The organism is Exiguobacterium sp. s160, assembly GCF_018617575.1.
Classification (GTDB): domain Bacteria; phylum Bacillota; class Bacilli; order Exiguobacteriales; family Exiguobacteriaceae; genus Exiguobacterium; species Exiguobacterium aestuarii_A.
The window spans coordinates 366,940-385,081 of record NZ_JACSKK010000002.1 but is presented as its reverse complement, the minus strand read 5'-3'; the positions used below and the strand labels follow the sequence as shown (position 1 = coordinate 385,081).

Here is an 18,142-nt window from a genome sequence, read left to right as displayed (position 1 = left end):
ATCTCTTTTTCGTTAACTACTCGCTTCCTCTACTTCAGGTGGTTCTTCACCTAAGTTATTGAGATAACGTTCATATCGTGCGAGTCCATAGCGATAAGATGCCCAAATCAGAAGGGTCGTCACGGCAATGAGTCCAACCGTCAATGGAGCGAACCATCCGGAAACAATTCCATCCGCGTAGGCAAGTCCAATTGGTGAAAAGACGAGATAGACGAAAATCATCGAAGCGACAAGTAAAATCGAAGTCGATAGCGCATGACGCCACGGTTTGACTCGTCCGAGGTCGATTCGAATCGGATTCACTTGAAGCATCGGTCGTACGCGAGCGAAGATGAGCATGATAGCCGTCTCGACGACGAAGAGAATACCGTAAATATGGATAAAGTTAATCCCGATTTCCACGCCGAACCATTGCTCCGTTCCCCACACGAGGAAATAGTAAGCAATGACGTGGAAGACGACGACGGTCTTCGCAGCAATCGGGGGAACTCGTTTGACGAGCATACCGATTAGGACAATGACAAGAATTGGGATGTTGAAGAAGCCTGTAAAACGACGAATCAAATCCCATAACCCGTCTGGTGCATACATGAGATTCGGGGCGACAAAGAAAGAGACGAGCGCCACGAACGTGCCAAACCATTTGCTGACGCGAATCAAATCTTGATCGGAGGCATCTGGTTTGAACTTCGGTTTATAAATATCGAGTACGAATAGCGTTGCGATACTATTTAATAGTGAGTTAAATGAGCTGAACACGGCACCGAGTAAGACGGCAAGGAAAAAGCCCATGAGCCACATCGGGAGTAGCTCAGCAATCAAGCTCGGATACGCTAAATCGGCTTTCTCGACGTTCGATCCATACAAATGGAAGGCGATGACGCCAGGCAAGAGCATAAAAATGGGAACAAGTAGTTTTAAATAACCCGTAAAAAGTACTCCTTTTTGTCCTTCTGCCAAGTTTTTTGCGCCGAGAGCGCGTTGAATCACGTATTGATTGAGTGCCCAGTAGAACAAGTTCGCAAAAATCATCCCCGTAAAAATGGAGAGGAACGGGACCGAGTCATTGGCGGAGCCAATGGCGTTCAACTTTTCGGGATTCGTCGTCGCAATCGTCTTCATCCCGTCCAACAGATTCCCGTCACCTAATGCGAGGAATCCAAGCGTCGGAACGAGGAAGCCGATGATGATGAGACCGATTCCGTTTAGCGTGTCGGAAACGGCGACCGCGCGAAGCCCACCGAAGATGGCGTAAATCGCCCCAATGATCCCGATGAACCAGACGACAATCCAAAGGGACTGCTCGAAGCTAATCCCGAGAAGGGCAGGCACGTCGAATAGTTGGAGGACAGCTAATCCGCCAGAATAGAGCATGGACGGAATCGTGACACACATGTATCCGAGTAAGAACAATAAGACGGTCAATCGACGAACGTCCTCGTCATATCGTTGACTTAGAAATTCAGGGATGGTCGAGATCCCGATGCCAAGAAAACGCGGTAGTAAAAAAAGCGCCATGATGATGGCTGCAATCCCGGCCGTGACTTCCCAAGCCATTGCCGACATATTGCCGGCGAACGATTGACCGTTCAAACCAATCAATTGTTCAGCAGACAAGTTGGTCAACAGGAGCGAACCTGCGATGAAGACGCCCGTCAATCCGCGACCAGCCAAGAAATAATCATCGGCACTTTCGACTTTTCCTCGCGTCATGCGATATGAGACGTAGGCGACGAGTGCCATGAACAAAGCACCAGTCACGAGTATGTAGAGTACTTGCTGAATCGTCATAGAATCCCCTCACTTCTTACTTATGTTATATAATCTATTTGTAGAAAATACCCTAAAGTGTAAGAAAGTAGTCCTCTTATGTTGATGGAATGATAAAAAGTCATGGGCTAGGCATAAATTAATAAAGTTCTCAATGTGATCGATTAGAAATTCAATAGGGTGAATCGGTGGGAGGAATCTCTTTGAGGAAATGGATGATTGGAATATTATCTGTTGCAGTGGTAGCAGGTTATGTCATGTTTAGCGAAATCCTGAAAGAAGGAAACACGAGTGATTTGGCTGTGACCGAAAGCTTCCGACACATAGACGATTTAGCTACACGCTCGCCGGTCGTCATCGTCGGCAAAGTCAGCAGTCACCCGAGATCTTTTGAATATCATTCGGTTACTTTCTTTGAATCAGATATTCACGTGCAGCGTGTCTATCGAGACGTGAGTCATGAACTCAAGCAAACAGATACGATCACCCTCTTACAAAACGATATGGAAGAAGACCGGCTCGTCAGACAAGGAGAAAACGTTCTCTTGTATTTACAAAAATATGAAGGACCCGTGATTGAGAGCGCGTATCGAATTGTCGGTCTACAACAAGGACATTTCAAAGTGAATCGGGCGGGGACACTGACTTCGGTAGGAGAATCCAATCTGTATCAAGAAAGCAGGCGAAGTGCTGACTTGAGTAAACTAGAGACATTATTGAAAGACAACCCTTATATGGCAGAACAAAACGACGTGATGACGGATGAAGACATTGAAGCTTTTAACGAGACCCAAGAACGTCTATTAGAGGAATCTCATTAATATAACGAGTGAAAGCGGCGCTGACAAAATCAGCACCGCTTTTTCGTGTGAACTTTTATAAATGTCATAAAAACTGAAGCATGGACGTCGCGACCGTGAAATAGATGATGAGACCGAGGTTGTCCATCAGCGTCGTAATGAACGGTCCGGATGCGACAGCGGGGTCTAACTTCAGGCGATTGATGAGAAGCGGAACAATCGTGCCGATCATCGTGGCGACACTGAGTGCTGCAAAGATGGAGACCCCGACAATGAAGCCGATGAGCATGTTGTCATAAAGAATCGTGATGACCCCGAAAATGACAATCATACAAGCAATTCCTAAGATGATGCCCGTCCCGAGCTCGCGTCGAATCATCTTCATGACGTTCTTGCGATTGATTGTGCCAAGCGCAATCGAACGAACAGCTACGACAAGTGACTGGGTGGCTGCGTTCCCGGCAGACCCCATGACAAGTGGCATGAAGACAGCGAGGAGCACAATTGTTTCAAGCGTCTCTTCAAAACCACCGATTGTCGAAGCCGTAATCATCCCGAGAAACATGAGGCTGACAATCCACGGGGCGCGTTTTTTCGCCGCCTCGAACGGACTCATGTTGATATCGGACGATCCCTTCGTCGCGGAAAGTTCTTCAAAGTCTTCCGTCGTCTCGCGCTCGATGACGTCTAACACATCATCGACTGTGATGATGCCGAGTAGCTTTTGCTGATCGTCGATGACAGGAAGGGCCAATAAATCATACTTTTGGACAATCCGAGCCAAGTCTTCCTGGTCGGTCATGACGTTTGCCGAGATGACACGAAAACCCATGATGTCCTCGATTTTCGCCTCGAGCGGCGCGACAATCAAATCACGTAAGGAGACAACACCAACCAGTTGGTGCGCTTGGTCGACTACATATAAGTAATAAATCGTCTCAGCGTCTGGTCCGAGTTCACGCAATTCTTCTAAAGTCAGTCCGACCGTCTTGTTCGCTTGAAGGACGACGAACTCGGTCGTCATGAGCGCCCCGGCCGTCTCTTCCGGATATTGCATCAAATCTTTGACTTCTTGTTCCTCGATATCGTCCATCTGTTCGAATAGTGTGTCCATGAACGCATCGGGTAGCTCCCGCATCAAATCGGCGGCGTTATCTGAATACATCTCATTTAAAATTCGGACAGCATACGGCTGAGGCGTTTCTTGGATGAATGTACATTGCTCTTCTAACGTCAGTTTTTCAAAAAGGTCAGTAAATATTTCAGGTGAGATTGTTCGATATACGAACGCGCGCTCATGCTGATTGAGTTCGATAAAATGATCAGCCTGTTCACCGGGGTGGAGGGAGAGGAAGAGGTCTTGAAAATCGACCGGGTCTCCCTTTTGAATCAATGTGCGAAGTGCCGCTTCATGTTCGTTGTATTCCATTTCTTCTATTTTCATATGCTCACATCCTGATCTTTCGCATTTTTCAAAAAAAGTTTTCCTTATTTTTTAGAAGGATTGTATTCATCATCCATACATCTCGTTTCCCCTTGTCAGGGCGCCGATTTTTCGTGCATTGTTTGTTCATTCACAAAGGTGAACATTTATACATAGCCATGTGGAATCACTAACAGGTGAAGTGCCGGATTAGACATTCGCAAATTTGGTAAAGTGATAAGGTAAGGGTAGTCACACACCCGAATCACAAGGAGGAAGCGAGATGATCTCAATGACGAATCAACCGATTTCACAAGATACGACGCTGAAACATCCGATTCATGTGTATTCAGAAATTGGAGAATTAAAAACGGTATTACTGAAACGACCGGGAAGGGAATTAGAAAACCTCACCCCGGAATATTTAGAACGCCTCTTGTTCGATGATATTCCCCATTTGCCGGTCATTCAAAAAGAGCACGACTATTTTGCGAGTGCGCTCCAAAATCGCGGTGTGGAAGTCCTTTATCTCGAAAAATTAATGGCTGAGACATTGTCGCTCCCTGGTGTGCGCGAAAAGTTTGTCGCGGATATCTTATCGGAGTCGAAATCAAATATCAACGGCTCTTATGAAACGTTAAAAGAATATTTACTGGATTTTGATAATGAGATGTTGATTGAAACGGTGATGGCCGGTATCCGAAAATCGGAGATCAAGCCGGAGAAACGCCGACATTTACACGAAATGATTGAAGATACGTACCCCTTCTTTTTAGATCCTATGCCAAACCTCTATTTCACACGAGATCCGGCCGCCGCAATCGGTCATGGTCTCTCTATCAACCGAATGAAAGAACCGGCACGTCGCCGTGAATCACTCTTCACGCAATATATTATGCGCTATCACCCACGCTTTGCGAAACATGATGTTCCGATTTGGTCAGACCGCGACTATCGATTTGCGATGGAGGGCGGAGATGAGCTTGTCTTATCGAAAGAAGTCGTCGCCATCGGCATCTCTGAACGAACGACTGCGCAAGGAATCGAACGCGTCGCCCTCAATTTGCTCAAACATGGAGACAGCTTCAAAAAAGTCATCGCCATCGAAATTCCAAAATCACGCGCCTTCATGCATCTCGATACCGTCTTTACGATGGTCGACCATGATAAATTCACCATCCATCCGTTCATTCAAGGGCCGGAAGGAAAGATGAATATTTTCGAACTTTCATTGAATGCAGAAGGTGAATTGCAGATCACGCAGCACAGTGATTTGTTGAACGTGTTAAAAGACGTCCTCGGCTTACAGGAAGCGACGTTGATTCCTTGTGGAGGCGGCGACCCGATCGCAGCGGCACGCGAACAGTGGAACGATGGATCGAATACGCTCGCCATCGCACCGGGTGTCGTGGTCACGTATGACCGGAACTACGTCTCAAATGAACTGCTCCGTAAAGAAGGCGTCGAAGTGATTGAAATCATGTCGAGTGAACTATCGCGCGGACGTGGGGGTCCACGTTGCATGAGTTGTCCGATTATCCGCCAAGACATCTAAATGTGATAAGGAGGAAGCAGTATGTCTACAACGTTCAATTTTGATTTGAAAGGTCGTCACTTTTTATCGTTAAACGAGTTTTCTGGTGAAGAAATCAATTATTTGATCGACTTGTCTGCTGCATTCAAACGTCAAAAGAAACAAGGCATCCCACATCGGATTTGTGAAGGCAAAAACATTGCCTTACTCTTTGAAAAACCATCGACGCGGACGCGTTGTGCGTTCACGGTCGCCGCAATCGACTTAGGGATGCATCCTGAATATTTAGGCAAAAATGATATCCAGTTCGGGAAGAAAGAATCGGTGCGCGATACGGCCATCGTCCTCGGGCGCATGTTTGACGGTATTCAATTCCGCGGTTTCGCCCACGAGACGGTCGAAGGTCTTGCGAAAGATGCAGGGGTACCGGTTTGGAACGGATTGACCGACCTCTATCATCCGACACAAATCTTGGCCGACTTCTTGACGGTGAAAGAACAAAAAGGAGAATTGGCCGGAATCAAATTCGTGTACGTCGGCGACGGCCGGAACAACATGGGGAACACGCTATTGATCGGTGGCGCAAAAGTAGGGATGGATATGCGGATTTGCGCACCGAAATCACTTTGGCCATCTGACGAAATCGTTAATTATGCGAAATCGGTTGCTGCTGAAACAGGCGCTGTTATCACATTGACGGAGAGCATTGAAGAAGCGATGGACCAGGCAGACGTCGTCTACACGGATGTATGGGTGTCGATGGGCGAAGAGGCGGCCTTCGCAGAACGGATCGAATTGTTGCGACCATATCAAGTGAACATGGATATGTTTCAAAAAAGCGGCAACCCGGACATCATGTTCTTACACTGCCTCCCTGCCTTCCACGACTTAGAGACAGAGGTCGGTCGGGCGATTCATGAACAGTACGGATTGACAGAAATGGAAGTGACTGATGAGGTGTTCCGCAGTCGTCACTCGTTCGTATTTGATGAAGCGGAAAACCGGATGCATACGATCAAGGCGGTAATGGCGGCAACGCTCACGGAGACACGCGAATGGCTTGAACGTTGACGGGGGAGGGGACTTCCCCTCCCGTTTCAAAATAACCGAAAGGGATGAGTAGAATGTCTACGAAGTTGGAGCATGACTCAGGTGGTTCGGCTGGAGTACATCCTGACAAGCAAGACAAGCGATTAGGTCTCGGAGCGTTGACGGCACTTGTCGTTGGATCGATGATTGGCGGTGGAGCCTTCAACTTGGCCGCCGATTTGGCACAAGGGGCGAACGCGGGTGCCATTCTCATCGGGTGGGCCATCACGGGAATCGGGATTATCGCGCTCGGTCTCAGTTTTCAAAATCTGACGATGCGCCGCCCTGATTTGGATGGTGGTGTCTATAGCTATGCCCGTGCCGGTTTCGGTTCGTTCGTCGGATTCAACTCGGCTTGGGGATACTGGTTATCTGCTTGGCTCGGAAACGTGGCGTATGCCACACTGCTGTTCAGTTCGGTCGGCTATTTCTTCCCGGTTTTTGAAGGGGGACAAAATATTGCCTCCATCGTCGGGGCCTCCATCATGCTCTGGCTCGTACACACGCTCATTCTTCGTGGGGTGCATGAGGCGTCGATGATCAACATTGTCACCACGATTGCCAAGCTCGTTCCGATTTTTGCATTCATTACGATTACGTTGTTCTTCTTCAATCTCGAAAACTTCACCTTCGATTTTTGGGGACAAGGCGGCTTCTCATGGGGAAGTGTTCGCGACCAGGTCGTCTCGACGATGCTTGTCACGCTGTGGGTATTCATCGGTGTCGAGGGGGCAGTCGTTCTCTCGGGTCGTGCTCGGAAGCGTTCTGACGTCGGAAAGGCAACTGTCATCGGGTTACTCGGGACACTCGTCATCTATCTGCTCATCTCTGTCATGTCGCTCGGCCTCATGACACCGGAAAACGTAGCGAACGCCTCGCAACCGGCGATGGCTTACTTGCTCGAGTCAGCAGTCGGTCCTTGGGGCGCGATGCTCATCAACGGTGGACTCGTCATCTCCGTACTCGGGGCATGGCTCGGTTGGACGCTTCTCGCGGCTGAGATTCCGTTCGTTGCTGCGAAAGACGGCGTGTTCCCGAAATGGTTCACGAAAGAGAATAAAAATCAGGCACCTGTCAACGCACTTTGGTTAACAAACGGATTGATCCAGCTCTTCCTCTTCACCTTCTTGATTTCAGATGCCGCCTATAATTTTGCGTTCTCCCTCGCTTCAAGTGCCATTTTGATCCCGTATGTATTCTCGGCATTTTACCAAGTGAAGGTATCGAAAAATGGAATCGGTTATAGCACCGGTGAACGGAGAACACGCGATTTGACGATCGGATTGGTCGCTTCCATTTACGGATTGTGGCTCATCTATGCGGCAGGAATCGATTATTTACTGCTCACGACCCTTCTATACGCACCAGGAACACTTCTCTACATGAAAGCGCAACGTGAAAATGGCATCAAGTCACTCAACAAAACGGAATGGTTGGTCGCCGGAGTGTTGACCGCACTCGCCATTTTCGCAGTCGTACGCATACTATCTGGTAATATCTCAGTCATCTGATCGGGGGTATCGATATGGAGAAAAAACGTGTGGTCATCGCCCTAGGCGGAAATGCGATTCAACAAGGTAAAGATGCGACAGCGGAAGCACAAATGCGAGCGGTCGAGGCGACGGCAGAATCTCTCGCAGCACTGATTGCAGAAGGGGTCGACGTCATCATCACACACGGGAACGGTCCGCAAGTCGGAAATTTAATGTTACAACAAGCCGCATCAGACAGTCCGGCTACGCCGGCGATGCCCCTTGATGTATGTGGTGCGATGACGCAAGGAATGATTGGATACTGGTTTGAAAATGCGCTGACGAAAGCACTGCGTGCGCGCGGTCTTGAACGAGATGTGGCTTCGCTCGTCACACGAAGCGTGGTCGATCCGAATGATAGTGCGTTTCATCATCCATCGAAGCCGATCGGTCCGTTTTATACGGAAGAAGAGGCACTTCATCTCGAACGGACGACGGGTTACGTATTCAAAGAAGATGCAGGTCGTGGATACCGTCGTGTCGTCCCGAGCCCGGTTCCGATGAAAATCGCGGAACACGCCGTCATCCGAACGCTCGTTGAAGCGGGGCATATCGTCGTCGCTTCCGGTGGCGGTGGTATTCCGGTCATGGAGACGACTGAAGGGTATGTCGGAATCGAGGCGGTCATCGATAAAGACTTTGCGGCTGCGAAACTCGCGGACCTCGTCAACGCAGACGTATTGCTCATCCTGACTGCGGTCGAACATGTGTATGTCAACTTCGGGAAGCCAGATGAGACGGCGCTCCAGGAGACCTCAAAGGAACAGATGGAGATGTATATCGCCGAAGGACAGTTTGCTCCGGGCAGCATGTTACCAAAAGTGAGAGCGGCACTACAGTTCGCAGAATCCGGCACGAACCGGATCGCCATCATCACGTCACTCGACCAGGCGCTAGCTGCCATTTATGGGGATGCCGGAACACGCGTCCGTTTAGCTCCATCCCTCCAACAATAAGAATGTGTCGCAAACGTGAAACGTTTGCGACTTTTTGTTTTCTGTCCCGATTCAAGGGGAAGGAATGTTGTATGCCAAAAATGAGATTGCTATCATATTCAGTGTAAACGTTTGCACTAATTTCAGGAAGGAAGTGACGGAGAGCGGAAACGCTCGAGTGTATGCGCCTATTCGAAGAAAATCATGTATATCAGTCGTGGATGAGACCGAAAGCAAGAGAAGAGGCAATCGTGCAAGGAAGCTGTTATCGTTTTACCGTATTGACGAGTCAGTTAATTCGGATGGAGTATGCAGAAGACGGGATTTTTGAAGACCGTGCCACCCAAGTGGCGTGGAATCGAGAATTTGACGTTCCACAATTCCGAGTGATTGAAGATGAGGCAGAGCTCCAAATCATCACGGAACACGTTCACTTATATTATACGAAAGGACCGTTCGCACCGAACACGCTCTATGTGGACGTGAAAGGGAACTTCAGTACGTATTACAGCCGCTACATGTTCAACGGTCCCGAGCGGACGCTGAAAGGGACGGCGCGGACGCTCGACCATGTGGACGGGGCGACGGAGTTAGAAGAAGGGATCCTTTCGAAACAAGGATATGCGATCATTGATGATTCGTCCTCGTTTTTGATGACGGATGATCGCTTCGTCGAGCCGAGACGAAAAGGAATTCATGACATTTACTACTTCGGATATGGCCATGACTATAAACAGGCACTTCGAGATTTTTACACGTTGACGGGCCCGACGCCGATGCTTCCTCGTAAAGCGCTCGGAAACTGGTGGAGTCGCTACTGGCGATACGACGAAAAAGAATATAAGGCGCTGATGCGCCGCTTCAAATCCGAAGACGTCCCGTTCTCGGTCAGCGTCATCGATATGGACTGGCACGTGACAGACATCCCGGAAGAGTATGGGAGTGGCTGGACGGGCTATTCGTGGAATAGAAACTTATTCCCTGAACCGAAGCGATTCCTCAAATGGTTAAAAGACGAGGGGATGATGGTGACATTGAACTTACACCCCGCTGACGGGGTCCGTGCGTTTGAAGACCAGTATGCGGCGATGGCTGAGGCGATGGGGGTCGATCCGGAATCGGGTGACCGAATCCCGTTCGATTTTTCGGATAAGCGATTCATTCAAGCGTATTTCGAACAGATGCATCACCCGCATGAAGCAGACGGCGTTGATTTTTGGTGGATCGACTGGCAACAAGGGTCGACGTCGAAGATGGAAGGACTCGATCCGTTATGGATGTTAAATCATTATCATGCCATCGATATCGCCCGTGACGGCAAACGCCCGCTCATTTTTTCTCGTTACGCTGGGCCAGGGAGCCACCGTTACCCGGTCGGATTCTCAGGGGACACAATCATCTCTTGGGCATCACTCGCCTTCCAGCCGTATTTCACGGCAACAGCGACGAACATTGGTTATGGATGGTGGAGTCATGACATCGGAGGGCATCATCGTGGTAAAAAAGACGATGAGCTCGCGGCACGTTGGGTCGCATACGGAGTGTTCAGTCCAATCATGCGCCTCCACTCGACGTTCAGCACGTTCAACGGAAAAGAGCCTTGGCGTTTCGGAATCGAAGCCGAACAGTCGATGAAGCGATTCTTACGCCTGCGTCATCAACTCATTCCTTACTTGTATACGATGAACTATCGGAACCATGCAGAAGCGTTGCCACTCGTGTTACCGATGTATATCGAACATCCCGATGATGAAGCGGCTTATCAGGTGCCGAATCAGTTTTATTTCGGAAGTGAACTCATCGTCTCCCCGATTGTCACACCAATGGACCGACAGCTCCATGTCGCGGGTGCGAACGTGTGGTTGCCGAAAGGGCAATGGTTCGATTTCTTCACGGGTCATCGTTATGAAGGCGACAAGTCGATTCGTGTGTTCCGTGGACTCGAAGGGCAACCGGTCTTCGCCAAAGCGGGTGCCATCATTCCAATGATGCCGCATGAACCGCATGCGAACGAAACGGGGAACCCGAGCGAGCTAGAAGTACTCGTCTTTCCAGGTGCCTCGAACACGTTCACGATGTACGAAGATGACGGGGAAAGCCGTGATTATGAGACGGGGGCGTCACTCGAAACGACGTTCACGCTCGATTGGGAAGCGCGTACGCTTCACATCGAGACATCAGGTGATTTGACACTCGTCCCGGCGAATCGGACGTTGACGATTCTTGTCCGGGGGGTCGTCGGAGAAGGGGACTATGATGCGGAGACGCAGACGTTACACATCCCACTCGGTGAATGGAAACGGGAGCAGACCGTGACGCTTCCGGTCGATCTGACACAAAACGCACATCGACTCGACCGTCTCTATCGGTTCTTAGACCGCGCCGAAATCGCTTATGACTTAAAAGATCGTCTGTATCAGATGGCGACCACGAAGACGCGTCTCGAGGCATGGCTGTTTGACCTCCATGCGTTAGAGCTCGATCGTGATTTACAGGACGCGCTATTGGAACTGATGTTGGACTGAAAAAGGGGGGGAGACCCCCTTTTGTCATGTCAGAAAACTGTCGGATTTAGAAAGCGCTTTCAATAAAAATCCCACTATACTGAAGATAGAAGAATAGAAATGAGGGGATGAACATGCGACACATGTGGACGATTGACGATTTACGGCAGTTGACGCTGTTTGAGACATGTCCGAGTCGAGCACTTGAACAGTTGATTCCGCACGTCTATTGCCGGACGTATCGGAAAGGACAACTGTTGTTCATGGAAGGGGATCCGCGTGAGCGTGTGTATTTCTTGATGAGCGGTTATATCAAACTCGAACGGATGAATGAGAATGCGACCCATCATTACGCCGATTACGTGAAACCGAAACAATTTTTCCCATACAACGGTTTATTCACAGGGGAAGACTATCGTCATACGGCTGAAGCGGTGACGGACATTGAGGTCATCTACATCCCGACGGATCGCTTTGAGCGGTTCGTGTCCACGCAGTCGAGCATGCTGCTCTATATCATTGGCCAGATGAATCGTATTCTTGATTTGCATGAAAGGCGTGTCCAAGAAATCATCACGCCGAGTGCGAAAGAGCGTGTCATCAATACGCTCCATTTCTTGATTGAAGATTTAGGGGAACCGGACGAACAAGGTGTTCGCGTCCGATGCCCATTCACCGCAATCGAACTTTCTCGTCTGTCCGGTACGTCTAGGGAGACGGTCTCGACGATTTTAGCCAAGCTTCGAAAAGAAGAGATACTTCGCATCGACGCCCATCAACTTGTGATCGGGCATCCTGAATATTTTGAACAAGACATCGACTGACGCCACTCGGATGAGGGCGTCTTTTACATGTTCGTACGAGCGGAGCGTTCGCTTCAACACGTGGCATATTGTATAATTAGTGATGAATCTCACAAAGCAATGGAATTGTAAATAGAGAAAGGATGAATGCAGTGAAACGACTGCAAGCCCTTGCTTTCGCCGAAAGGGGTCACATCATCGGACTCGTGTTATCCGCGGTCATGATTGGACTATCGATTTTGGCGCAAGCGTATTTAATCGTCGACATCGTCGACCGAATCTTTTTAAAGGATGAATCATTCGAAGCCATCCTTCCGGCTTTGCTATGGCTCGTCGTTGCCTTATTGGCACGAGCGCTTTTTGGATACGTGTCAGGACGCATCGGTGCGAGTTTATCCGTAAAGGCGAAACAGACGTTACGCCTTCAACTGTTGGAACGGTACGCCACGAGTCCGGTCGAGTCATCTTTGACAGGACAATCAGGTAAAAAGGTCAGTGTGTTCATGGATGCTGTCGACGAGGTGGACGCTTACTTCAGTCAATATTGGCCGCAAGTCATCCAAACATCGATCATCCCGCTCCTCATTTTGGTTGTCGTCTTCAGCCAACACTGGATTTCAGGAGTCATCATGATGGTCACTGCACCGTTCATTCCACTGTTCTTCATCATCATTGGGATTGCGACCCAGAAAAAATCAGAAGAACAGATGGAGAAGATGAATCAATTTTCCGGTAAGTTTTTAGATGTCTTACAAGGATTGACGACGCTCAAGCTTTACAATCGCACGGAGCAAGAAGCGAAGGCGATTGAGAAGAGCAGCCTCGACTTTCGAGATGCGACGATGGTCGTTTTAAAGACGGCGTTCTTATCGGGACTTATGCTCGAGTTCATCTCGATGCTCAGTACCGGAGTTGTCGCGTTAGAAGTCGCCTTACAAATGGTCGTCTGGGAGAACCTCACGTTCTTCTCTGGCTTTTTGATTCTCGTATTGGCGCCAGAGTATTATTTGGCGATTAAAGATTTAGGAAGTGCCTTCCATACAGGGCGTGGAAGTATGGGCGCAGCCGACCGAATTTTTGAGGTATTAGACGCCCCCGATGACCGCATCGAATGGGGAACGAAGTCACTTGGTTCACGAACACCAAACCTTGAACTCGAAGACGTCACCTTCGAATATGAAGGCGGACGCTTTGCGCTTCAACCGTTGAGCGGTCGGATTCCGTCCGGCACTCACCTGGCCTTAGTTGGTGCGAGCGGTTCCGGGAAGACGACAGTACTGAATGTCATCTCCGGACTGCTACAGGTGAAATCGGGACGTGTCCTCGTGGATGGTGAACCACTTCAGTCGTTTGACGAGTCTGCCTGGTACGGAAACATTTCCTATATCTCACAAAACCCTTATCTATTCGCCGGGACACTTGCCGATAACATCTCCTTAGGCGAAGAGACTGATGAGCTCGCGTTACGGGAAGCGGTCGATGCGGCAGGACTGTCTGAGGTGATTGATCAATTACCGAACGGGATTTGGACGGAACTTGGAGAAGGTGGATTTGGTCTATCGGGTGGGGAACGACAACGTCTCGCGCTCGCCCGGGCCTTCTTTAAACGACCAGGAATCCTTTTATTCGATGAGCCGACGACCGGTCTCGATTTGAAGACCGAGCAGATTGTGAGACGTTCAATCGCTGAGTTGTCGAAAGAGGCAACGTTGATCACGGTGGCACACCGTCTGCATACAATCAAAGAGGCAGATATGATTTGGTTTATGGAGGATGGGAAGCGAATCGCAGAAGGGACGCATGACGCGTTGCTCGCCGTCCCAGAGTATGCGGAACTGTTTGCGCTTCAGAAAGGGGTGAGCCGATGAACTCGCTTTGGACGATTACAAAATGGATGATGCGCGAGAAGAAAGATATCCTTCTCTCCATCTTCTTTGGATATGCAGCCGGGATTGCGGCGGTCGCCCTGTTTGCAGCAAGCGGATACCTCGTCTCAAGGGCAGGGCTTGTTCCGCCACTGTATGCGCTCATGGTACCCGTCGTTCTCATCAAACTGTTCGGAGTCATTCGGGCAGGAAGTCGTTATCGGGAGCGCCTCGCGTCACACCGGGCGACGTTTACGATATTGAGCGAGCTGCGTGTCCGCTTTTATCGACAACTTGAACCGCTCGTCCCCTCGATTTTTGCGAAATATCGGAGTGGGGATTTGCTTGCACGTGTCGTCGGAGATGTGGAGAGCCTACAAAACTATTTTCTCCGCGTATTCTATCCGCCGATTATACTCGTGCTCGTGTTCTTAAGTACGATCTTCTTTGTGACGTTCTTCTCGTTCGCGGTCAGTCTATGGATCTTACTCGGTGTGCTCGTCACCGGATTTTTGATCCCACTCGGATTTGCTCGAATTCGCGCTCGTCATGACGAGACGATTCGTGCATTGCGCGGGGATGTATCGATTCAGTTGACCGAGATGATGTACGGATATCGAGATTTAAAACTACATCATCAACTCGACCGTACGAAGCAAGCCGTCTATGCGCGTAGCGAACGCTACATGGAAGCGGAGCGGAAAGATGCGACGAACCAATTTTTCAACTCCGCACTCGTCGTTGCTGCCTCTTTACTCGTTTCATGGGGCGTCTTAGCAATCGGTGCCTATCAAGTCGTAGATGGAGATTTGAACGGGCTCTTCTTGGCGATGCTCATCATGATGTCGCTCACAGCGTTTGAGAACACGACACCGATGGCTGTATTTCCGGGACACTTTGCAGATAGCAAACAAGCTGCTGATCGATTGTTTGAAGTGATGGAGCCGAGTGAAATGATTGAGGCGCTCGAAGCGAAGCGTCAGGATGTGACGTTCACGACATCGCCATCCATCTCATTTGAGCATGTTCACTACCGCTATCCGGATACGTATCGAGACGTGATTGACGATGTGTCGTTACACATCCCGAGCGGTTCGAAGACGGTCATCGTTGGACCGAGCGGCTCCGGGAAGTCGACGTTGCTCCAACTGTTGTTGGCATTTGTCCGGACAGAAGACGGGACAATCCGACTCGATCAAGACAACTTGAATGACATGAAACAGACTTCAATCTGGCAACATGCAAGTGTCGTCTTGCAAGACAATCACTTCTTTTACGGGACCGTACGGGAGAACTTGGCACTGGCTGGCGACTTTACCGATGAAGAGATGCTTGTGGCGCTTGAACGTGTCCGTTTATCGTTTTCACTCGATGAGCCGGTCCTTGAGAAAGGAGCGAACTTGTCAGGCGGAGAACGTCAACGGTTAGCGATTGCACGAGCCCTTCTAAAAAACGGGCTGATCTGGTTGCTCGATGAACCTACTTCAGCGCTTGATGCAGGAACGGAAGCGCATGTCTTTTCTGAACTAGTGAATCAGGCTGGGGCAGGGACGCTCATTCTTGTCAGTCACCGCTTGACGGGACTCGAAACCTTCGACCAAATCATCGTTATGGAAGCTGGACGAATCGTCGAAGTTGGATCTTATGAGGAATTGATGATGAAACGTGGTATGTTCTACGAATTGAAACAAATCGAACAAGAAGTGTTCGCATAACAAAAAGACGAGCAGCCCCGTCGGTGGCCTGCTCGTCTTGTTTTTGGCAAATATGGGTGCAACAAATGGGGGTTGTCGCAGCAATGCTTTCAAAAAGAGTGTCGTGGAGGGGAATCCACGTGACGTGATTGGTTTGGGGAACGTGCACGTCAAGCTTTTAGGAAGCTACATCTAGAGTATAGTTGATAACGATTCTCATTGTCAATGAGAATTGCGAAAAAAATATCCATACGTGCGAACACGTATGGATAGGATCTCGAATCAGTTCGAGGCCACGCCTTTTTGAACCGTGAATCGAATGAGACTGAACAAGTATCTCGTGAAGAAGAGCGCGAACGCATAAAATAGCGCGATGAACGGTGACTGGAGGTCGATTCCAGGAATGTTCATCAAAAACTCTAAGACGAGAATCGATAGCAAGAATACGTAAAGAGCAGCGTCTAAATAAAGTGGCATGAGACGACCCCGTTGATGCCAAAACGTACGAATCAGTGGTGCGACGGTCATTCCGATGATCCGTTCGGCAAAACCGATACTAAGTACGGCGATCAAGAAAGATGAGACGGTGTTAAATGCCACTAAATCTGAAAACACGAGTCCTGAAATGAGTAAGAGTGGGCCGATGACAATCATCATCGAGAGCGACGTACGGAAAAAGATCCATAAGTTTTGTTGTATCGAACGAATTCCCCCGAGTGTCGATTGTTGAAGCGTCTTCCCACGTTTATAGTCAATCGCGAACGAGCTGATAAACATAATTCCAAACAAAGATAACAAAACTGACATGAACGATGTTTCCCCTTTTCTGAATAAATCCTGATGTACAAATCTGAACCAAAGTCTAGCCTAGTTTAACGATTCGTTTCGAGAAAGTAAAGCGAGAAAACATGCCCAAGTGTGAAGTGTTCAATCCTTTAAGAAGCGAGAATGAATCGATTTCGTCCAGACTCTTTTGCGTGATATAACGCTTCGTCTGCGTGCTTCAATACACTGTCGATTTCAATATCGTTCGAATGGCAGGCTCCTAGTGAAACGGTGATGTGTAGCGTACCTGCGCTCGTTTCGAACGGGAACGACGAAACCTTTTCTCGGATAGATTCTGCGAGGCGAGACACTTCATCCCGCGTAGCGTGTGGCATGACGATTAAAAATTCTTCTCCACCGAAGCGACCGACCAGATGTCGCTCTTCACTTTCGTTGACGAGCAGCATACCGAGTTCACGTAACACGTCATCACCGACGTCGTGCCCGTACGTGTCATTCACCCGCTTGAAGTGATCAATATCGACTAAGATTAATGCATATTCTTCTGCTTCGACCGTCAAGTTGGCCATCGCTTCATTCAACAGGCGTCGGTTGGCAATTCCAGTGAGCGCATCAGTGCGCGCAAGCTGTTGTTGATGTTGGACGTTCTCAAAGTGACGGCGTAATTCGAGCAATAACCGATAGGCGGCACAAGCTCCACCATAAGACATTAACGTGTAGACGATTAGGACGGGATAGAATAGATTGAGCGGCAGTGCGGCATAGATGGCTGCCCCGAAGATGGCGATGCTAACTGTCGTGAAGACGAGTAATGTCGGGCGTGTGTTATCCATACGTTTCCGTAAAATACTAATCGATCCGACGAGAACGAACATGGTTGCAAACGCTAAGTACAATCCAATCATTGCGCCGTCCGTGTACCAGACGACGAAAGCACGGCCAATCAGATAGATGATTCCAGCGACTGTACCGCTTACCCAACCACCGAATAAGACAGCTAGCATAATCGGAATGGCGCGCAAATCGATGAGTACCCCTTCGAGAGGCAGGGCGTTTGCTAACAGTAAGATGGCAATCAGTCCAGTCTGTACACCGAGCAAGACTCTGCCCTTTAACGGAGATTGTGGTGTCAGACGAGGGCGATTACGGAACGGTAAAAAGGAAATCGTGAAGAGCGTGAACAAGATACACAGGTTGATAAAGAATGCATTGACGATTGTGAGCATCGAAGCTCCTCCTTATCCTGTATGGAAATATTTAGTTTTAGTATAAATCATCTTGTCGGAAACAGGTAGGATTAACCTGCGACCAAAAATATAATTACTTCTGATTAGAATTCAAGTCCAACCCCAATCATTCCTTTTCAGTTTCACAGACATGTTTCAACTTTTTAGAACTTTCGTTATC

The 18,142-nt window shown here is 49.0% G+C and carries 13 protein-coding genes; 9 read left to right on the top strand and 4 right to left on the bottom strand.

Features of this window, described 5'->3' with window-relative positions; genetic code table 11:
- Nucleotides 1-12: 12 nt before the first annotated feature.
- Nucleotides 13-1,791 (bottom strand): solute:sodium symporter family transporter, encoded by a 1,779-nt coding sequence (locus tag KNO86_RS07815; RefSeq protein WP_214694848.1) that lies wholly within the window; start codon nt 1,789-1,791, stop codon nt 13-15.
- A gap of 182 nt (nt 1,792-1,973) precedes the next feature.
- Between KNO86_RS07815 and KNO86_RS07810 the strand changes: the two genes are divergently transcribed.
- Nucleotides 1,974-2,591, top strand: coding sequence for a hypothetical protein (locus tag KNO86_RS07810; RefSeq protein WP_214694846.1), 618 nt, complete (start codon nt 1,974-1,976; stop codon nt 2,589-2,591).
- A 64-nt stretch (nt 2,592-2,655) separates the two neighbouring features.
- Here the strand turns inward: KNO86_RS07810 and mgtE are convergent, their stop codons facing one another.
- Entirely contained in the window at nt 2,656-4,014 is a 1,359-nt protein-coding gene (mgtE, locus tag KNO86_RS07805) for a magnesium transporter (protein WP_214694844.1), read from the bottom strand.
- A 304-nt stretch (nt 4,015-4,318) separates the two neighbouring features.
- Here mgtE and arcA point away from each other — a divergent pair, with 304 nt between their 5' ends.
- From arcA to cydC, 8 genes are all read left to right on the top strand, one after another.
- Nucleotides 4,319-5,548 carry an arginine deiminase gene (gene arcA / locus KNO86_RS07800; RefSeq protein ID WP_214695125.1) on the top strand — a complete coding sequence of 410 codons (1,230 nt, stop codon included), beginning with the start codon at nt 4,319-4,321 and terminating at the stop codon, nt 5,546-5,548.
- Nucleotides 5,549-5,569: 21 nt separating this feature from the next.
- Nucleotides 5,570-6,598 (top strand): ornithine carbamoyltransferase, encoded by a 1,029-nt coding sequence (argF, locus tag KNO86_RS07795; RefSeq protein ID WP_214694843.1) that lies wholly within the window; start codon nt 5,570-5,572, stop codon nt 6,596-6,598.
- A gap of 53 nt (nt 6,599-6,651) precedes the next feature.
- Nucleotides 6,652-8,127: an arginine-ornithine antiporter gene (arcD, locus tag KNO86_RS07790; RefSeq protein WP_214694841.1), complete on the top strand. Its 1,476-nt coding sequence runs from the start codon at nt 6,652-6,654 to the stop codon at nt 8,125-8,127.
- Nucleotides 8,128-8,141: 14 nt separating this feature from the next.
- Nucleotides 8,142-9,104, top strand: coding sequence for a carbamate kinase (gene arcC, locus KNO86_RS07785; protein ID WP_214694839.1), 963 nt, complete (start codon nt 8,142-8,144; stop codon nt 9,102-9,104).
- A gap of 161 nt (nt 9,105-9,265) precedes the next feature.
- Nucleotides 9,266-11,608, top strand: a complete 2,343-nt coding sequence (locus KNO86_RS07780; protein WP_214694837.1) for a glycoside hydrolase family 31 protein — start codon at nt 9,266-9,268, stop codon at nt 11,606-11,608.
- A 113-nt stretch (nt 11,609-11,721) separates the two neighbouring features.
- Nucleotides 11,722-12,411, top strand: a complete 690-nt coding sequence (locus KNO86_RS07775; RefSeq protein WP_214694835.1) for a Crp/Fnr family transcriptional regulator — start codon at nt 11,722-11,724, stop codon at nt 12,409-12,411.
- A gap of 122 nt (nt 12,412-12,533) precedes the next feature.
- Entirely contained in the window at nt 12,534-14,258 is a 1,725-nt protein-coding gene (gene cydD, locus KNO86_RS07770; protein WP_214694833.1) for a thiol reductant ABC exporter subunit CydD, read from the top strand.
- Nucleotides 14,255-15,970, top strand: coding sequence for a thiol reductant ABC exporter subunit CydC (cydC, locus tag KNO86_RS07765; protein WP_214694831.1), 1,716 nt, complete (start codon nt 14,255-14,257; stop codon nt 15,968-15,970). Before cydD ends, cydC begins: the two co-directional genes overlap by 4 nt.
- A 261-nt stretch (nt 15,971-16,231) precedes the next feature.
- Here the strand turns inward: cydC and KNO86_RS07760 are convergent, their stop codons facing one another.
- Nucleotides 16,232-16,756, bottom strand: a complete 525-nt coding sequence (locus KNO86_RS07760) for a hypothetical protein (RefSeq protein ID WP_214694829.1) — start codon at nt 16,754-16,756, stop codon at nt 16,232-16,234.
- A 128-nt stretch (nt 16,757-16,884) separates the two neighbouring features.
- Nucleotides 16,885-17,961 (bottom strand): diguanylate cyclase, encoded by a 1,077-nt coding sequence (locus KNO86_RS07755; protein WP_214694821.1) that lies wholly within the window; start codon nt 17,959-17,961, stop codon nt 16,885-16,887.
- Nucleotides 17,962-18,142 lie beyond the last annotated feature (181 nt).

Excerpts from the sequence above, each read along its gene's own strand:
- KNO86_RS07755 (WP_214694821.1), bottom strand. The coding sequence starts at position 17,961 with ATGCTCACAATCGTCAATGCATTCTTTATCAACCTGTGTATCTTGTTC.
- arcC (WP_214694839.1), top strand. The coding sequence starts at position 8,142 with ATGGAGAAAAAACGTGTGGTCATCGCCCTAGGCGGAAATGCGATTCAA.
- cydD (WP_214694833.1), top strand. The coding sequence starts at position 12,534 with ATGAATGCAGTGAAACGACTGCAAGCCCTTGCTTTCGCCGAAAGGGGT.
- KNO86_RS07760 (WP_214694829.1), bottom strand. The coding sequence starts at position 16,756 with ATGTCAGTTTTGTTATCTTTGTTTGGAATTATGTTTATCAGCTCGTTC.
- arcD (WP_214694841.1), top strand. The coding sequence starts at position 6,652 with ATGTCTACGAAGTTGGAGCATGACTCAGGTGGTTCGGCTGGAGTACAT.
- KNO86_RS07775 (WP_214694835.1), top strand. The coding sequence starts at position 11,722 with ATGCGACACATGTGGACGATTGACGATTTACGGCAGTTGACGCTGTTT.
- KNO86_RS07815 (WP_214694848.1), bottom strand. The coding sequence starts at position 1,791 with ATGACGATTCAGCAAGTACTCTACATACTCGTGACTGGTGCTTTGTTC.
- KNO86_RS07780 (WP_214694837.1), top strand. The coding sequence starts at position 9,266 with ATGCGCCTATTCGAAGAAAATCATGTATATCAGTCGTGGATGAGACCG.
- argF (WP_214694843.1), top strand. The coding sequence starts at position 5,570 with ATGTCTACAACGTTCAATTTTGATTTGAAAGGTCGTCACTTTTTATCG.
- cydC (WP_214694831.1), top strand. The coding sequence starts at position 14,255 with ATGAACTCGCTTTGGACGATTACAAAATGGATGATGCGCGAGAAGAAA.
- mgtE (WP_214694844.1), bottom strand. The coding sequence starts at position 4,014 with ATGAAAATAGAAGAAATGGAATACAACGAACATGAAGCGGCACTTCGC.